The following is a 15,509-nucleotide window of genomic DNA, read 5'->3' on the forward strand; positions in this document are numbered from 1 at the left end:
GACTTGGCGCGACGACGAGGAGACTCCCGCACACAATGGACGCCATCGCAGCCACCTCCCTGGCCACCCTCTGGGACGAGGTGTTCGGCAGCCAGCCCGACCCCGACCTCTGGGTGGTCGGCGCCACCATGGTCGCCGCTCTCGCCGTGATCGTCCCGCACGGCCTGTGGCGGCTCTCGCGCAACGCCATCACCATCGCCCACGAGGGCGGCCACGGTCTGGTCGCGCTGCTCACCGGCCGCAGTCTCAGCGGTATACGGCTGCACTCCGACACCAGCGGCCTCACGGTCAGCCGCGGCAAGCCGACCGGTCTCGGCATGATCCTCACCGCGGCGGCCGGCTACACCGCTCCCCCGCTGCTGGGCCTCGGCGGCGCCGCGCTGCTCGCCGCGGGTCACATCACCGCGCTCCTGTGGCTGGCCACGCTGCTCCTGGTGGCGATGCTGGTGATGATCCGCAACGCGTACGGCGCCCTCACGGTGCTCCTCACCGGCGGCACGTTCGTGGCGGTGTCCTGGCTGACGGGCCCTCAGGTGCAGGCGGCGTTCGCGTACGCGGTGGTCTGGTTCCTGCTCCTTGGCGGCGTACGCCCGGCCTTCGAACTCCAGGCCAAGCGCAGCCGGGGCAATGCGGGCGACTCGGACGCGGACCAGCTGTCCCGGCTGACCCATGTCCCGGCCGGAATGTGGCTGTTCCTGTTCCACGCGGTGTCGCTGTGCTCCCTGATAGGAGGGGGCAGGTGGCTTCTGCAGGTCTGACGCACGGCGCGCCCCCCAATGGGGCGCGACCAGCCACAACGCACCCGCAGTCGTCAGACAACCGACCGAGCCCCTGCTTATAGAGTGGGTTCATGGCCCCGAACCCCGAGAACACCGCCCTCTGGCCCGCCCCGCACGCGAGCGGAGCCGTCGACGCGACGGTCCACGTGCCCGGGTCCAAGTCGGTCACCAACCGGGCCCTGGTGCTGGCCGCTCTCGCGGCCGAGCCCGGCTGGCTGCGCCGCCCCCTGCGCTCCCGCGACACCGTGCTGATGGCCGACGCCCTGCGTGCCATGGGCGTCGGCATCGAGGAGGGCGTGGGCCCGGACGGCTCCGGCGAGGCCTGGCGTGTCATCCCCTCGGGCCTGCACGGCCCGGCCACGGTCGATGTCGGCAACGCCGGCACGGTGATGCGCTTCCTTCCGCCGGTCGCCACGCTCGCCGACGGCCCCATCCGCTTCGACGGCGACCCGCGTTCGTACGAGCGTCCCCTGAACGGCGTGATCGACGCGCTGCGCGCCCTCGGTGCCCGTATCGACGACGACGGCCGTGGCGCGCTGCCGCTGACCGTGCACGGCGGCGGGGCCCTGGAGGGCGGGCCTGTGGAGATCGACGCGTCCTCGTCCAGCCAGTTCGTCTCAGCGCTTCTCCTGTCCGGTCCGCGCTTCAACCAGGGCGTCGAGGTACGGCACACCGGCTCGACGCTGCCCTCCATGCCGCACATCCGGATGACGGTCGACATGCTGCGGTCGGTCGGCGCCCAGGTGGACACCCCGGAGTCGGGCGGCGAGCCGAACGTCTGGCGGGTCACGCCCGGCGCGCTGCTCGGCCGCGATCTGACGGTCGAGCCCGACCTGTCGAACGCCCAGCCGTTCCTGGCGGCGGCCCTGGTCACCGGCGGCCGGGTCGTCGTCCCGGACTGGCCCGTGCACACCACCCAGCCCGGTGACAGGCTGCGGGAGATCTTCACCGAGATGGGCGGTTCCTGCGAACTGACCGACCGGGGCCTGGAGTTCACCGGTTCCGGCGCTATCCACGGCATCGAGGTGGACCTCGGCGAGGTCGGCGAGCTGACCCCCGGCATCGCGGCGGTGGCCGCCCTCGCCGACTCGCCGTCCACCCTGCGGGGCGTGGCGCATCTGCGCCTGCACGAGACGGACCGCCTTGCCGCGCTCACCAAGGAGATCAACGAGCTGGGCGGCGACGTCACCGAGACCGCCGACGGACTGCACATCCGCCCGCGTCCGCTGCACGGCGGCGTCTTCCACACCTACGACGACCACCGCATGGCCACCGCGGGCGCGGTCCTCGGTCTCGCCGTGCCGGACGTCCAGATCGAGAACGTGGCGACGACGGCGAAGACCCTGCCGGACTTCCCCGACCTGTGGACCGGAATGCTCGGGAACTGACGGGCGGACACGGACCATGCGCCGCTACGGCAAGCACACCGACGAGGACGACATCCGCACCCGCCCGGGCCGCAAGGGCAGCAGGCCGCGTACGAACATCCGGCCCAAGCACGAGGACGCCGCCGAAGGCATGGTCCTCACGGTCGACCGGGGCCGGCTGACCTGCCTCGTCGAGGACCGGGTGGTGTACGCCATGAAGGCCCGCGAACTGGGCCGCAAGGCGGCGGTCGTCGGCGACCGGGTGGCCATCGTCGGCGACCTCACCGGCAAGAAGGACACGCTGGCCCGCATCGTCCGCATCGAGCCGCGTACCTCGGTGCTGCGCCGCACCGCCGACGACGACGATCCGTACGAGCGCGTGGTCGTCGCCAACGCCGACCAGCTGGCGATCGTCACCGCCCTCGCCGACCCCGAGCCGCGCCCACGCCTGATCGACCGCTGCCTGGTCGCCGCGTACGCCGGCGGACTCGACCCGCTGCTCGTGCTCACCAAGTCGGACCTCGCCCCGCCGGACGAACTCCTTGAGCTGTACGGGGCGTTGGGGGTGCCGTACGTCGTGACCAGCCGTGCGGAACTGGAGAGCGGGGAGGCCGTGGACCGGGTGCGCAAGCAGTTGGACGGCAAGATCACGGCGTTCGTCGGGCACTCGGGAGTCGGCAAGACGACACTGGTCAACGCGCTCGTGGCCAAGGAGCGGCGGCGTTCGACGGGCGTCGTGAACGCGGTGACGGGCCGTGGACGACACACGACGACATCGGCGCTCGCCCTGCCGTTGCCGGATGATGACGGCTGGTTGATCGACACTCCGGGCGTACGGTCCTTCGGGCTGCACCACGTGGACCCGTCCCGGGTCATCCACGCGTTCCCGGACCTGGAGCCCGGGACCGAGGGCTGCCCGCGCGCGTGCAGCCACGACGAACCGGACTGCGCGCTGGACGAGTGGGTGGCCGAGGGCCACGCGGATCCGGCCCGGCTCTACTCGCTGCGGCGGCTGCTCGCTACGCGTGAGCGGCGCGAGGGCGACTGACGGCGGCGAACGGCGACTGATCGCCGGTGACCTCAGTTTTGTTTGCATCGCCGCCACGACGGTAAAGGCATAATCGCACCAAGCGGGACCTTAAGCCAGACGAAGCGGTCACGGAGCGTGGGAGGGCATCACATGGCGTGGCTGCTGGTTGTCGTCGCCGGTCTCTTGGAGACGGGCTTCGCCGTCTGCCTGAAACTCTCACACGGCTTCACGAGGCTCTGGCCGACAGTCGCCTTCGCCATCTTCGCCCTGGGCAGCTTCGGCCTCCTCACCCTCTCCCTGAAGAAGCTCGACGTCGGCCCCGCGTACGCGGTCTGGACGGGCATCGGCGCGGCCGGCACCGCGATCTACGGCATGATCTTCCTGGGCGACCTGGTCTCCACCCTGAAGATCGTCTCGATCACGCTGGTGATCGTGGGAGTGATCGGCCTGCAGCTGTCGGGCTCGTCGCACTGAGCGCCACTCAACTCACCACCCGCACGGTTGCGAGGGCGTCCCGAACCAGGCCGACCGTACCCCCCTCCCCGGCTGGAGCCAGCACACAAGACAACCCCAGCCGAACCACCAGCTCACAGGCCCGCGCCAGCTCCGCCGTCTCCGACTTCGTCGCCCCCACCGCCGTAAGCGAAGCAACCGCCCGGTCCCGTACCACCTGTACGAAGTCCCCCGGCGACGGCAGCGGCCCATCGGCCCGACGCTGCGCTGGCACCGGGGAGGAGGACGGCACGGCGGACAGGGTCGGCGACGGCAGCCGCTCGCTCCAGCACCCGGTGAGCACCGCCCGCACCAGCGGGTTCCCGCGAGCCGCCGAAGCGGTCCACTCTGCGATCGCCGCCAGCCGCTCGCGCGGCTCGCCGTGGCTCACCAGAGCGCGCTCCACGCCGGCGAGATAGGCGTCGGCCTCCCGCCGTACGAGGGCCCGCGCGAGCCCTTCCTTGCTGCCGAACTCGTTGTAGAGGGTCTGCCGGGAGACCCCGGCCACGGCGGCCACATCGACCATCCGCACCGCGGACCACGGACGGCGCGCAAGCGACGTATAGGCGGCGTCGAGGAGGGATTCCCGGGCTGCAGGCATCAGCGCCTCCCTGGGGCGATCGGCTCTGCCGCTCAGAGTTGACGCGGATGGGCGCACTGTCAAGGGTTCGCGGCGGCATCGAGGGGGCGTACGTCGCTGCCGTGCGCGCGGAGGACGTGATCACCGCACCGGCGGGGAGGTCCTGTGCCGACCACCTGGACGGTATGGCCCCCGGCCGAAGTGGGCAGATACGGTGCAGCCATGCCCGACTACCGCGATGACCTGCGCCTCGCCCACGTCCTGGCGAACGCCGCCGACGCCGCGACCATGGACCGATTCAAGGCGCTCGACCTCAAGGTCGAGACCAAGCCTGACCTGACGCCGGTGAGCGAGGCCGACAAGGCCGCCGAGGAGCTGATCCGCGGCCACCTGCAGCGGGCCCGCCCGCGGGACGCGGTCCTCGGCGAGGAGTACGGAGTCGAGGGCACGGGCCCGCGCCGCTGGGTGATCGACCCGATCGACGGCACCAAGAACTACGTACGCGGGGTGCCGGTGTGGGCGACTCTGATCGCCCTGATGGAGGCAGGCGAGGGCGGCTACCAGCCCGTCGTCGGTGTCGTCTCCGCGCCCGCGCTGGGCCGCCGCTGGTGGGCTGCGAAGGGGCACGGCGCGTTCAACGGGCGCAGTCTGTCCTCCGCGACCCGGCTGCACGTCTCGCGGGTCTCGCGGATGTCGGACGCCTCCTTCGCGTACTCCTCGCTGGGCGGCTGGGAGGAGCGGAGCCTGCTGGACGGCTTCCTGGACCTGACCCGCGAGGTGTGGCGCACGCGCGCGTACGGCGACTTCTGGCCGTACATGATGGTCGCCGAGGGCTCGGTCGACATCTGCGCGGAGCCGGAACTGTCGCTGTGGGACATGGCGGCGAACGCGATCATCGTGACCGAGGCGGGCGGCAGCTTCACCGGCCTCGACGGCCGCCCGGGCCCGCACAGCGGGAACGCCGCCGCGTCGAACGGCCTCCTGCACGACGAGTTGCTGGGCTACCTGAACCACCGCTACTGAGCCCGATCCGAGGCCGGTTGAGGCCACCGGCGCTCACCGGAAGACAGCGCCCCCAAAAGCGCTCGTACACGCCCTCTTGTTGACTCCCCTTTTAACTGCGACTCTGAGAGTCCCCCCACTTGTGAACTTGTGAATCCGTTAACGAACGGATTCGTAGGAGGTGGCTCCGTCCATGCTCGTCCGCGACGCCATGAGCACGGTGGTCCTCACCATCGGACCCGATCACACCCTCCGGCAGGCCGCCGCGCTGATGTCCGCACGACGCGTCGGCGCGGCCGTGGTCCTCGACCCCGACGGCACCGGCCTCGGCATCCTCACCGAGCGCGACATCCTCAACTCCGTCGGCCTGGGCCAGAGCCCGGACGCCGAACGGGCACACGCCCACACCACCACCGACGTCGTGTTCGCCGCGCCGTCCTGGACGCTGGAGGAAGCGGCGCACGCCATGACGCACGGCGGCTTCCGGCATCTGATCGTCCTCGACCATGAGGAGCCCATCGGCATCGTCTCCGTCCGCGACATCATCCGCTGCTGGGCTCCGCTACGGCAGCACGCACCGGCTTGAGCGGCAGAGCGGGCCGGAGCGCCATCAGGGAATCCGGCCCGCTCGCGTCGCCACTCTGGATAACGTCCAAGTCGAGTAGTGCTCCAAAATCACACCCGTTCGGGATTGGCTTCACCGGCTGTTAGACTGCGCTTTATGAGTGACCTGTTGGAACGACTGCGCGGACGCGGCTGGCGCATGACCGCGCAGCGCCGCGTCGTGGCCGAGGTCCTCGACGGCGACCACGTCCATCTGACGGCCGACGAGGTCCATGCGCGCGCGGTCGCCAAGCTGCCCGAGATCTCCCGCGCGACCGTCTACAACACGCTGGGTGAGCTGGTCTCGCTCGGCGAGGTGATGGAAGTCGCCACGGACAAGCGCGCCAAGCGGTACGACCCGAACGCGCATCGTCCGCACCACCACCTGGTCTGCGCCCAGTGCGGCGCGATCCGCGACGTCCACCCGAGCGGCGACCCCCTCTCCGACCTCCCCGACACCGAGCGCTTCGGCTTCACGGTCTCGGCGGTCGAGGTGACGTACAGGGGCGTGTGCCCGAACTGCGCGGCGGCCTGATCCATACGAACGACTCGATCCTTACGGACGACTCCTCGAAGCCCCGGCACCCCATGGGAGCCGGGGCTTTCTGCTGCGCGCGGACTTCCCGAATCTGACGGACCGTCATATCGTCGACGGCACCCACCAGTCCGTACCGCACTCCGCGAGGAGACACCGTGGGAGAGCCGCACCCGAAACTCCAAGCCACTGATCTGAGCCGGACCTTCGGCCGGGGCCCTTCGGCCGTGGATGCCCTGGGCCCGCTGGACCTGACCGTCGCTCCCGGCGAGTTCGTCTGCATCGTCGGCCCGTCCGGCTGCGGAAAGTCCACGCTCCTGCGGATCGCCTCGGGCCTGTTGCGCCCCAGCACGGGCGAGTTGGCGATCCGCACCACCAGTTCCCGCCCGGCCGCCATGATCTTCCAGGACTACGGCATCTACGACTGGAAGACCGTCCTCGCGAACGTCCGCTTCGGCCTGGACATCCAGCGCGTCCCGCGCCGCGAGGCGAACGCCCGCGCCCGTGACTGGCTTGAGCGCCTGGGCCTCGCGGACTTCGCCTCCGCGTACCCCGCCACGCTCTCCGGCGGGATGCGCCAGCGCGTGGCGATCGCCCGCGCGCTGGCCGTGGAGCCCGAAATCCTGCTGATGGACGAGCCGTTCGCCGCACTCGACGCCCAGCTGCGCATGATCCTCCAGGACGAGCTCCTGGAACTCACCCAGACGACCCGCACAACCACCCTCTTCATCACCCACAGCCTGGAGGAGGCGATCGTCCTCGGCGACCGTGTCCTGGTCATGTCGGCGCGCCCGGGCCGGTTCATCGCCGAACGCCGCCCGCCGTTCCCGCGCCCGCGCTCCGGCGAGGTCCGCTCGGCCCCCGAATTCACCGCCCTGAAGAGCGAGTTGTGGCAGCTGCTGCGCCCGGAGGCGGTGCCCGCATGAACACGGCCGTACGCAAGGAACGTACCGATGCGGCAGCCGTACTGGTCCGCCGCCCGGGCCCGCAGGAACTGCACCCCGTACGCACCCACCGCAGGCGCCGCACCCTGGAGCTGTCCCTCGCCCTCGCAGTGCCCCTGCTGCTGGTCCTGCTGTGGCAACTGGCCGCGGCCCAGGCCTGGATCGACGACCGGGTCTACCCGGCGCCCACCACGATCCTGGCCGACGGCTGGGACCGCGCGGCAGCCGGCGACCTGTGGCCGGATGTGTGGGCCACCCTCAAGCGCGTACTCGCCGGATACGCGATCGGCACGGCCTCGGGCTATGCGCTGGGCCTGCTGATGGGCTCGCTCTCCCTCGTACGCGCGGCACTTGAGCCGCTTCTGGACGCGCTGTACGTCGTACCGAAGCTCGCGCTGCTGCCGATCTTCCTGAACATGTTCGGGCTCGGCGAGGGACCGCAGGTGGCGCTCGTGGCGGCCACCGTCTTCTTCTTCGTGTGGATCTCCACGATGTCGGCCGTGATGTCGATACCGGCCGGGTATCGGGACGCGGGGCAGGTCTTCGGGGCCTCGTCCTGGCAGATGTTCCGGCATGTGCTGCTTCCGGCCTCGCTGCCCGCGGTGCTGGTGGGTGCGCGGATCGCGGCGGGGGTGGCGGTGCTGGTCATCGTCGCCTCGGAGCAGATCGCCGCGGCGAACGGTTTGGGCCATCTGATCTTCGACTCGCGGGCTCTCTTCCAGAACGACGTGATGTTCGTCGGGATCGTCTGCGTCGCCGTACTCGGCGTCGTGTTTTCCGAACTGGTGCGGATTCTGGGGCGGTTGCTCACTCCGTGGGCGCCGCGCGACCGGGGACGGGGGCAGTCATGAGGCGTTTCGCATACGGTGCCGTGCTGGCCGCGGGTGCGCTGTTGGTTTCGGCGGGGTGTGCCGCCCAGGACTCCGGGGAGGGCGCGGGGGCGTCCGAGCCGCGCACCATCAAGGCGGTGTCCGGCTGTGGGGAGGGGAGCTGGACGGATCCGGCGGACCTGGCGGCCGACCGCGCCCCCGCGCGCTGCGCCGAGGGCACCCCGGCCCCACAGCCTCTGACCGAGCGCCGGAAGCTGACGATCGCGACGGGCACACTCAGTGCGGAATATGTGGCTCCGCTTCAAGTGGCGGTGGCGAAGGGTGAGTTCAAGAAGGAGGGCCTGGACGTCACGCTGAAGGTGCTGCCGACGCCGGACGCGCTGCCGCTGCTCGCGAAGGGTGACATCGACGCGCAGTGGGCCGCTCCCGAGGCCGCCGTGATCAACGGCGTCAACAGCGGCTTCGACATCAAGTGGGTCGCCGGGAACTTCTCGCCCGACCCGAAGTCGAAGAGCGGCCTGTGGGTGCGGCTGAAGGACGGCGAGAGCGCGTCGCACGTCCCCATGGCCGACCGCAAGCTCGGCACGATGATCGGCAAGGGGTCGGTCATCGCGTACCCGATGAACAAGGCCCTGAAGAAGCACGGCGGCGGCCTCGACGAGGTCCAGTTCCAGGCGCTCGGCTCGGCCGACGTCCTCACCGCTCTGCAGAACGGCGGCGTCGACTCCGCCTGGCTCCTCGACCCGGTCTGGCGCAAGGTCGACGGCGACGACCGCTTCGCCTTCCTCGGGGGCCAGCCGGCCGGCGAACCCCTGGGCGGCATGCTGTTCGGCCCGAACCTGCTGACCGAGGACGTGGACGCGGGGGTCGCGCTGCTGCGGGCGTACATCCGCACGATCAACACGTACTTCGCCGACGACTACAAGAAGGACCCGGTCTTCGTGGCCGAGCTGGCCAAGCTCATGAAGACGGACCGTACGGTCCTGGAGTCGACGCCCTCCCTCCGCATGGACTGGGAGATCCGCGCCGGGACGACGAACCGCCTCCAGTCCGCGTACCGCGCAGCAGGTGTCTCGGAGGGGGACCCTCTCCCGGAGTCCCGCCTGGTCGACCGCGCGCTGTATGGGGAGGCGGTGGGCCACCGGCCGTAGCCGCACTCGCTCGTAAACAGACCGGAGGGCCGGAACCCTTTCGGATCCCGGCCCTCCGGCCTTCAGTAGCGGGGACAGGATTTGAACCTGCGACCTCTGGGTTATGAGCCCAGCGAGCTACCGAGCTGCTCCACCCCGCGGCGATGAACTGAACACTACGTCAACACCGCCGACCAGCGCAAATCGCTTTGAGTGTGCCCGTCTGTGGGCAGTCGTTCCGCAGGGCGGAACGGGTGGGCACAGACGGGCCACCGGCCTGCACCCGCCCACGAACCCCAAAGTCCAGCGCACCCCAAGGCGAACAGTTCCTCCTGAGGAGCTCTACGCGGACAGCTCCTCCTTCAAGGCGTCCCGCAGTCGAGCCGCCCGCTCAGACACCTCGTCAGGCCCCAGGGCCACCGCCCGATCAGCCCACCGCTGCCCCTCCGCAAGCTCACCCCGACGCGCGTAGACGAGGGCAAGCCGCAAAGCCGCCCGCCCATGCCCCGCATCAGCGGCCCGAGTCCACCACAGGGCGGCCTCCGGCTCACTCCCCTCCCGGGCAAGCAACAGCCCAAGATTGAACGCCCCGTTCCGAGACCCGGCCTCGGCCGCCTCCCGGTACCACCGGGCCGCCTCGACCACGTCCCCACGTGCGGACGCCAGCATCCCGACCCGCACCTGGGCCCGCCGGTGCCCCTGGGAGGCAGCCCGCTCGTACCACTCCTCGCACTCGCTCTTCTCGGTCGCCGGCTCCCCCAACTCATGCGCGGACGCGAGCGGGCGCCGGGCATCGAGCACGGCGGCCAGCCGGTACGCCGCCTCCGCGCTGCCTCCGCCCGCGGCGCAACGCAGATGCCGCTCGGCCTCCTGCTCGTCGCCGTCCCGCAGCCGCGCGATCCCGACCTGGAGCGCGGCCTCGGTGTGCCCGGCGGCAGCGGCCCGCTCGTACCACTTGAGGGCCGCGGCGTCCTCGCCCCGCCCGGCGTGCAGGATCCCGAGGTTGAACGCGGCGTCGACGCTGCCGGCCTCCGCGGCCTTGGAGAACCAGGGCTCGGCCCCGGCCGCGTCGCCGACCTGAAGCAGCAGGATCGCCAGCGCGTTGGCCGCCTCGCGGTGCCCCGCGTACGCCGCACGCCGGTACCACTGCTCGGCCTGCCCGGTCCGCCCCTGCTCGGCGCAGAGCAGCGCGAGGTTGTACGCGCCGTTCACATCACCTGCGTCCATCGCGGCGCGGTACCAGCGCTCGGCGGTCTGCGTCTCGCCGCGCTCGGCGTGCAGCGCGCCCAGGGCGTTGGCGGCGTTCCCGTCACCGTCCTGGGCAGCGCGCAGCCACCACACGGCGGCACTGTCGGTGTCGCCCGCGTCCCGCAGCAGGAACCCGAGCGCGCAAGCGGCGCGCGCCTCGCCGTCCTTGGCGGACGTCAGATACCAGCGCCCGGCCTCCTTCAGCTTCCCGCGCTTCTCCAAAATCACGCCGAGATGCAGCGCGGCCCTGCGGTGCCCGCGCGCGGCGGCCTGCCGGTACCACTGCTCAGCCTCGGCCATCACGGACAACCCGGCACCCTTGTCAGCCTTGTCTGCTGGATCGGCGGGCTTGTCGGTGCCGCTCTGCTTCGTGGACTGTGCGGGGACCCGTGCGGAATCGCCGGCGGCAGCCCGCCGGTCCAGGGCGCGGGCAAGCCGGTACGCCGCCTCCCGGTGACCCCGCTCAGCGGCGGCCCGCATCCATGCCTCGGAGGCACCGTCACCACGGTGCTCGAGGAGATCGGCGAGCGCGTACGCACCGAGGACGTGGCCCTGTTCGGCGGACTGGCGCAGCCAGTACTCGGCGGCGGGCTCGTCCCCGCGCTCACGGTGGTGGCGGCCGAGTGCGTGCGCGGCGGCGGCCGATCCGGCGACGGCGGCGATCCGCCACCAGCCGGCGGCCTCGTCGGCGTATCCGCGCTGGTGCAGGAGGACACCCAGGTTGTTGGCGGCGGCACGGTCACCGGCGGCGGTGGCAGCACGCAGCTGAGGCTCGGCTCCGTCGAGATCGCCGCGGCGCAGCAGCAGGCTTCCGAGGACGCTCATCGCTTCGACGTCGCCGGCTTCGGCGGCGAGCCGATGACGTGCCTCCTCCGCAGCCTCCCCGGTCTCGTCCCGGTCGGAGGGCTGCACATGTCGCCCTGTCTCCAACAGAGTTGCCTTGTCCCCCATAACGTCCATCGTCGCACCACCTGCAACCTGGGTACACCTGGTATACCGCAGCCAGTGAGGTCACTTCAGCGTTTTGTCGACATGCCCACAGAGAGACAAGTCAAACACAGATTTCTCAAGTCTCCCCGCATGGAGCGCCCTTTGTTGGGGCAGTCCTGGTCGAATGGGCGAACACACACACGACCCACACATGGCGAAGGGCCCGAATCCCTTGAGGATTCGGGCCCTTCGTCTTCAGTAGCGGGGACAGGATTTGAACCTGCGACCTCTGGGTTATGAGCCCAGCGAGCTACCGAGCTGCTCCACCCCGCGCCGTTGTTCGGCAACCGTATCACGGCGCGGGGTGGGTCTTTCGCTCAGTCAGCGGCGGCTGTCGGTCAGCCGCTTGCGCCGCTCCCTTCGGTGTCGCCGCCGCCGTTGTCCGCGCCCTCACCACCGGCGTTGTCGGGCTGGGACCGAGCTTCCGCGGCCCTTTGCAGCGCTTCCTCGAGGTCCTGCTGCGCCCGGCCGTATGCCTCCCAGTCGCCCTTCTTCAGGGCTTCCTGACTGGCCTCGTATGCCTTCTGGGCGTCGGCGACCGCCTCTTGGACGGTCTGATCACCCGCCGCCGGTGGTGGCTCGGTGGTGTCCTCGCCCTCGTCCGGTGGCGGCTGCGGGGTCGTGTCCTGTACCCCGAAGACCTTGTCCAGCGCTTGGGCGAGGGTGTCCTCGAAGGCGGTGGTGCCTCCGTACGACACCGCGACCTTCTTCAGCAGCGGGTACTCGGCGCTGCTGCCCTGCACATAGATGGGTTCGACGTACAGGAATCCTGCGTCCATGGGCACCGCGAGCAGATTGCCGAAGATCATGTTCGACTTCGACGTCTCCGCGTTCCGTGTGAACTCCTGGACCGCTGGGATCGAACTCAACTTGCTCTGCCACTGCACCGGTCCGTCCACCTCGGACTCGCCGGTGACTCTGAGCAGCCGCATCGTGCCGTACCCGTCGCTGCTCGCATCGGCGTCCACCGCCATGTACGCGGCCAGGTTCGGCCGTCCGCTCGGGGTGAAGGTGGTGGTCAGCGAGAACCGTTGCTGGTCGTCGCCGGGCATCTTCAGCGAGAGGTAGTACGGCGGTACGGCGACGCTGTCCTGACGGTTCGTCGGGTCGTTCGGCACCTGCCACACGTCACTCGCGTTGTAGAACTGGTCGGCGTTGGTGACGTGGTAGATGCCCAGTTGCTCACGCTGCACCTTGAACAGGTCCTGCGGGTAGCGCAGATGCTCCTTCAGCTCGGCCGGGATGTCGGCCTTCGCCTTCACCGTGTCCGGGAACGCCTTCTTCCACGTCTTCAGGACCGGGTCCTTCTCGTCCCACGTGTAGAGGTTGACCGATCCGTCGTACGCGTCGACGGTCGCCTTCACCGAGTTACGGATGTAGTTGACCTGGTTCTGCTGGGCGACGACCGCGCGCTGGCTGTCCTCGTTGGTCAGTGCGTCCGTGGTGGTGTCGCCGAGTGTGGTGCGCGAGGCGTAGGGATAGCCGTTCGTGGTGGTGTACGCGTCGACCACCCATACGACCCGCTTGCCGATGACGGTGGGGTAGGCGTCGCCGTCGATGGTCAGCCAGGGCGCGACCGCCTCGACGCGCTCCTTGGGCGTGCGGTCGTAGAGGATCTTCGAACCCTCGCCGATGGCACCGGAGTACAGCATCTGAGGCTCGCTGAACCTCGCCGCGTACGCTGCGCGGTTCAGCGGGTTCGACAGGTCGATGCCGCCGTTGCCCTTGTACTGGTACGTCTTCTGGCCGCCCGCCTCCTCGTAGTCGAGCTCCTTCTGGGGCCCGCCCACGATCGAGTACTGGGTGGTCTTCTCGCCGAAGTAAATGCGCTGCTCGTAGCCCTTGTTGAAGGTGCCGGTGGTGGGCATGCCCTGCTCGGTGAAGTCCGGCGAGCCTTCGGAACCCGGCTGGATCTGTGTGCCCTTGGCCGCGATCGCGCCGTATCCGTGCGTGTAGATGAAGTGCTGGTTGATCCAGTTCTTCTTGTCCACGCGGCTGAGGTTCAGCTCACGGAGACCGATGATCGTGTCCTGGCCGTTGTACCGGTCGATGTCCAGCGTCTTCGGGAACTGGTAGTACTTCCGCTCTTGTTCCAGCTGCTGGAACGTCGGCGAGACCACGTTCGGGTCGTTCAGCCGGTAACTCGCGACCGAATCGGCCTGAGTACGCTGCTGCTTGGCGTCGCCGCCAGTGCCGGTGCCCGAGATGTCATCGATCTTCACGCCGTCGATGCCGTACGCCTTGCGTGTGGCCTCGATGTTCTTCTCGATGTACGAGGTCTCCTTGGCCTGCTCGTTCGGCTTGACCTGGAACTGCTGCACGATCGCCGGGTACAGCCCGCCGATCAGCACCGCGGAGAGAACCAGAAGGCCGAAGCCGATCAGCGGCAGCTGCCAGGTGCGCCGCCACAGCGTGGCGAAGAACAGGAGCGCGCAGATCACGGCGATGCAGAACAGGATGGTCTTGGCCGGCAGGTATGCGTTGGCGTCGACGTACCTGAGGCCCGTCCAGTTGTCCGTGGCCTTGAAGTCGCTCGACTTCACGGCGAGCCCGTACCGGTCGAGCCAGTACGCGACCGCCTTCAGGGCGACGAACAGGCCGAGCAGCACGGAGAGATGACCCGTGGCCGCAGCCGTGGCACGCGCGCCGGGGCTGGTGATCCTGAGGCCGCCGTACAGGTAGTGGGTCAGCGCGGCGGCGATCACGCCGAGGATCGTGGCGGCGAAGCCGAAGCCCAGCAGGAAGCGGTACCAGGGCAGGTCGAAGGCGTAGAAGGAGACGTCGAGGTGGAACTGGGGGTCCTTCTGGTTGAAGGGCACTCCGTTCACCCACATCAGCCACGTACGCCACTGGCCTGACGCGGAGGCGCCCGCGATCAGCCCGACGAGGGCGGTGATCCCGAGCAGGATCCACTTCTTGTACGGGGCCACGCCCATGCGGTAGCGGTCCAGGCTCTGCTGCTCCATCGACATGGCGCTCAGCGGTGGCCTGAGCCGGTGGGCCAGCCAGATGTTCACGCCGACGGCCAGGGCCATCAGCACCCCGAAGACGAAGAACAGTCCGATCTTGGTCCACAGGGTGGTCGTGAAGACTGAGGAGTACTTGACCGATCGATACCAGAGCCAGTCCGTCCAGAACCCCGCGAACATGACGAACGCCATGGCCAGGACGGCCAGTACGCCCAGTGTCATGAGCAGCGTCCGGACGCGCCGGGACGGTCGGCCCACTCTGATCCGTGGCCCCGTCGGGCCTCCGCCGCGGTCCGGCATCTGGAAAGCCAAGGTGTGCACCTCGAAGTTCGGTCTTGGTCTTCGGCCCCTGCGAACGCAGGGCCACATCTATGCAACTTACTGATGCTTTACTCGGTTCCCGGTTCGGGGTGCGAACGAGGCAGGATTGTGACCATGTCCAACACCGCCTCCACAGGCACCCCCATGGCGGCCGGCCCGCTGACCCGTGCCGTCCTCGAAATCGACGAGTACGTCTCCGGGCTCGGCTGGGACCAGCCCGCACGGCTCTTCGCGCTGGTCGACACCGCTCAGCTGCGCTCCGAGGAACCAGGTCTCGCGACGCGTCTCGGTCTCCCCGATGACGCACCCGACGGCGCTCTTACCCCCATCGAACAGGAGGAACTCCCCGCGGGCAGCCCGCTGGACGAGTTTCTCGGCACCATCGCATGGCCGGACGCGGTGGCCGGCTGCGCGCTGTCCGTGGAGCGGCTGATGCTGCCGCCGTCCGCGGAGGCGTCCGTTCCGGAAGGTCTCGACGAGAAGCGTCTGGCGAAGTGGGTCGCCGAGCATCCCGAGCGCCAGGAGGTCCGGATGACCGTCGGGGTGCTGCGCGGCGGGAAGCGGGAGTCGGCGCTGCGGCTGCGCGAGAAGGACTCGGCGACCGAGGTCCTCACCGGCTCCGACCTGGTGCCGGGGCTGGCGGAGGCGCTGGCGGCGACGTTCGCCGAGTAGCACTCGTAGATCTTGAC

The 15,509-nt window shown here is 69.7% G+C and carries 14 protein-coding genes and 2 tRNA genes; 11 read left to right on the forward strand and 5 right to left on the reverse strand.

Annotation, left to right across the window (positions count from 1 at the left end; genetic code table 11):
- Positions 1-35: 35 nt before the first annotated feature.
- The 4 genes from ACQEVY_RS15235 (at position 36) to ACQEVY_RS15250 (ending at position 3,650) form a co-directional block, all read left to right on the forward strand.
- Complete coding sequence (locus ACQEVY_RS15235; protein ID WP_432948709.1) at positions 36-758, forward strand: M50 family metallopeptidase; 723 nt, start codon at positions 36-38, stop codon at positions 756-758.
- A gap of 92 nt (positions 759-850) precedes the next feature.
- On the forward strand, positions 851-2,167 hold the full coding sequence (aroA, locus tag ACQEVY_RS15240; RefSeq protein WP_432948711.1) for a 3-phosphoshikimate 1-carboxyvinyltransferase: 1,317 nt from the start codon (positions 851-853) through the stop codon (positions 2,165-2,167).
- A gap of 16 nt (positions 2,168-2,183) precedes the next feature.
- On the forward strand, positions 2,184-3,194 hold the full coding sequence (gene rsgA, locus ACQEVY_RS15245; RefSeq protein WP_432948713.1) for a ribosome small subunit-dependent GTPase A: 1,011 nt from the start codon (positions 2,184-2,186) through the stop codon (positions 3,192-3,194).
- A gap of 132 nt (positions 3,195-3,326) precedes the next feature.
- A complete protein-coding gene (locus tag ACQEVY_RS15250; RefSeq protein WP_328768771.1) occupies positions 3,327-3,650 on the forward strand; it encodes a DMT family transporter in 324 nt (107 codons plus the stop codon).
- Positions 3,651-3,657: 7 nt separating this feature from the next.
- Here ACQEVY_RS15250 and ACQEVY_RS15255 read toward each other — a convergent pair whose 3' ends face one another.
- Positions 3,658-4,272 (reverse strand): TetR/AcrR family transcriptional regulator, encoded by a 615-nt coding sequence (locus ACQEVY_RS15255; protein WP_432955226.1) that lies wholly within the window; start codon positions 4,270-4,272, stop codon positions 3,658-3,660.
- Between the two features lie 198 nt (positions 4,273-4,470).
- Here ACQEVY_RS15255 and hisN point away from each other — a divergent pair, with 198 nt between their 5' ends.
- The 6 genes from hisN (at position 4,471) to ACQEVY_RS15285 (ending at position 9,313) form a co-directional block, all read left to right on the forward strand.
- Positions 4,471-5,271, forward strand: coding sequence for a histidinol-phosphatase (gene hisN, locus ACQEVY_RS15260; protein WP_328768773.1), 801 nt, complete (start codon positions 4,471-4,473; stop codon positions 5,269-5,271).
- Positions 5,272-5,443: 172 nt separating this feature from the next.
- Positions 5,444-5,836 carry a CBS domain-containing protein gene (locus ACQEVY_RS15265; protein ID WP_432948716.1) on the forward strand — a complete coding sequence of 131 codons (393 nt, stop codon included), beginning with the start codon at positions 5,444-5,446 and terminating at the stop codon, positions 5,834-5,836.
- 135 nt (positions 5,837-5,971) lie between these two features.
- On the forward strand, positions 5,972-6,388 hold the full coding sequence (locus tag ACQEVY_RS15270) for a Fur family transcriptional regulator (RefSeq protein ID WP_328768775.1): 417 nt from the start codon (positions 5,972-5,974) through the stop codon (positions 6,386-6,388).
- 158 nt (positions 6,389-6,546) lie between these two features.
- Positions 6,547-7,314, forward strand: a complete 768-nt coding sequence (locus tag ACQEVY_RS15275; protein ID WP_432948718.1) for an ABC transporter ATP-binding protein — start codon at positions 6,547-6,549, stop codon at positions 7,312-7,314.
- Entirely contained in the window at positions 7,311-8,183 is an 873-nt protein-coding gene (locus ACQEVY_RS15280) for an ABC transporter permease (RefSeq protein WP_165341110.1), read from the forward strand. Before ACQEVY_RS15275 ends, ACQEVY_RS15280 begins: the two co-directional genes overlap by 4 nt.
- Positions 8,180-9,313, forward strand: a complete 1,134-nt coding sequence (locus ACQEVY_RS15285) for an ABC transporter substrate-binding protein (protein ID WP_432948721.1) — start codon at positions 8,180-8,182, stop codon at positions 9,311-9,313. The genes ACQEVY_RS15280 and ACQEVY_RS15285 overlap by 4 nt, the downstream gene beginning before the upstream one ends.
- Before the next feature lie 66 nt (positions 9,314-9,379).
- Here the strand turns inward: ACQEVY_RS15285 and ACQEVY_RS15290 are convergent.
- From ACQEVY_RS15290 to ACQEVY_RS15305, 4 genes are all read right to left on the reverse strand, one after another.
- Positions 9,380-9,453 (reverse strand) — tRNA-Met (locus ACQEVY_RS15290).
- Positions 9,454-9,634: 181 nt separating this feature from the next.
- Positions 9,635-11,500, reverse strand: a complete 1,866-nt coding sequence (locus tag ACQEVY_RS15295) for a tetratricopeptide repeat protein (RefSeq protein WP_432948723.1) — start codon at positions 11,498-11,500, stop codon at positions 9,635-9,637.
- 229 nt (positions 11,501-11,729) lie between these two features.
- Positions 11,730-11,803, reverse strand: a tRNA-Met gene (locus tag ACQEVY_RS15300).
- A 65-nt stretch (positions 11,804-11,868) separates the two neighbouring features.
- Positions 11,869-14,799, reverse strand: a complete 2,931-nt coding sequence (locus ACQEVY_RS15305) for a UPF0182 family membrane protein (protein WP_432955228.1) — start codon at positions 14,797-14,799, stop codon at positions 11,869-11,871.
- 135 nt (positions 14,800-14,934) lie between these two features.
- Between ACQEVY_RS15305 and ACQEVY_RS15310 the strand changes: the two genes are divergently transcribed.
- Positions 14,935-15,492, forward strand: coding sequence for a PPA1309 family protein (locus tag ACQEVY_RS15310; RefSeq protein ID WP_432948725.1), 558 nt, complete (start codon positions 14,935-14,937; stop codon positions 15,490-15,492).
- Positions 15,493-15,509 lie beyond the last annotated feature (17 nt).

The organism is Streptomyces sp. CA-288835, assembly GCF_050936385.1.
In the GTDB taxonomy this organism is placed as follows: domain Bacteria; phylum Actinomycetota; class Actinomycetes; order Streptomycetales; family Streptomycetaceae; genus Streptomyces.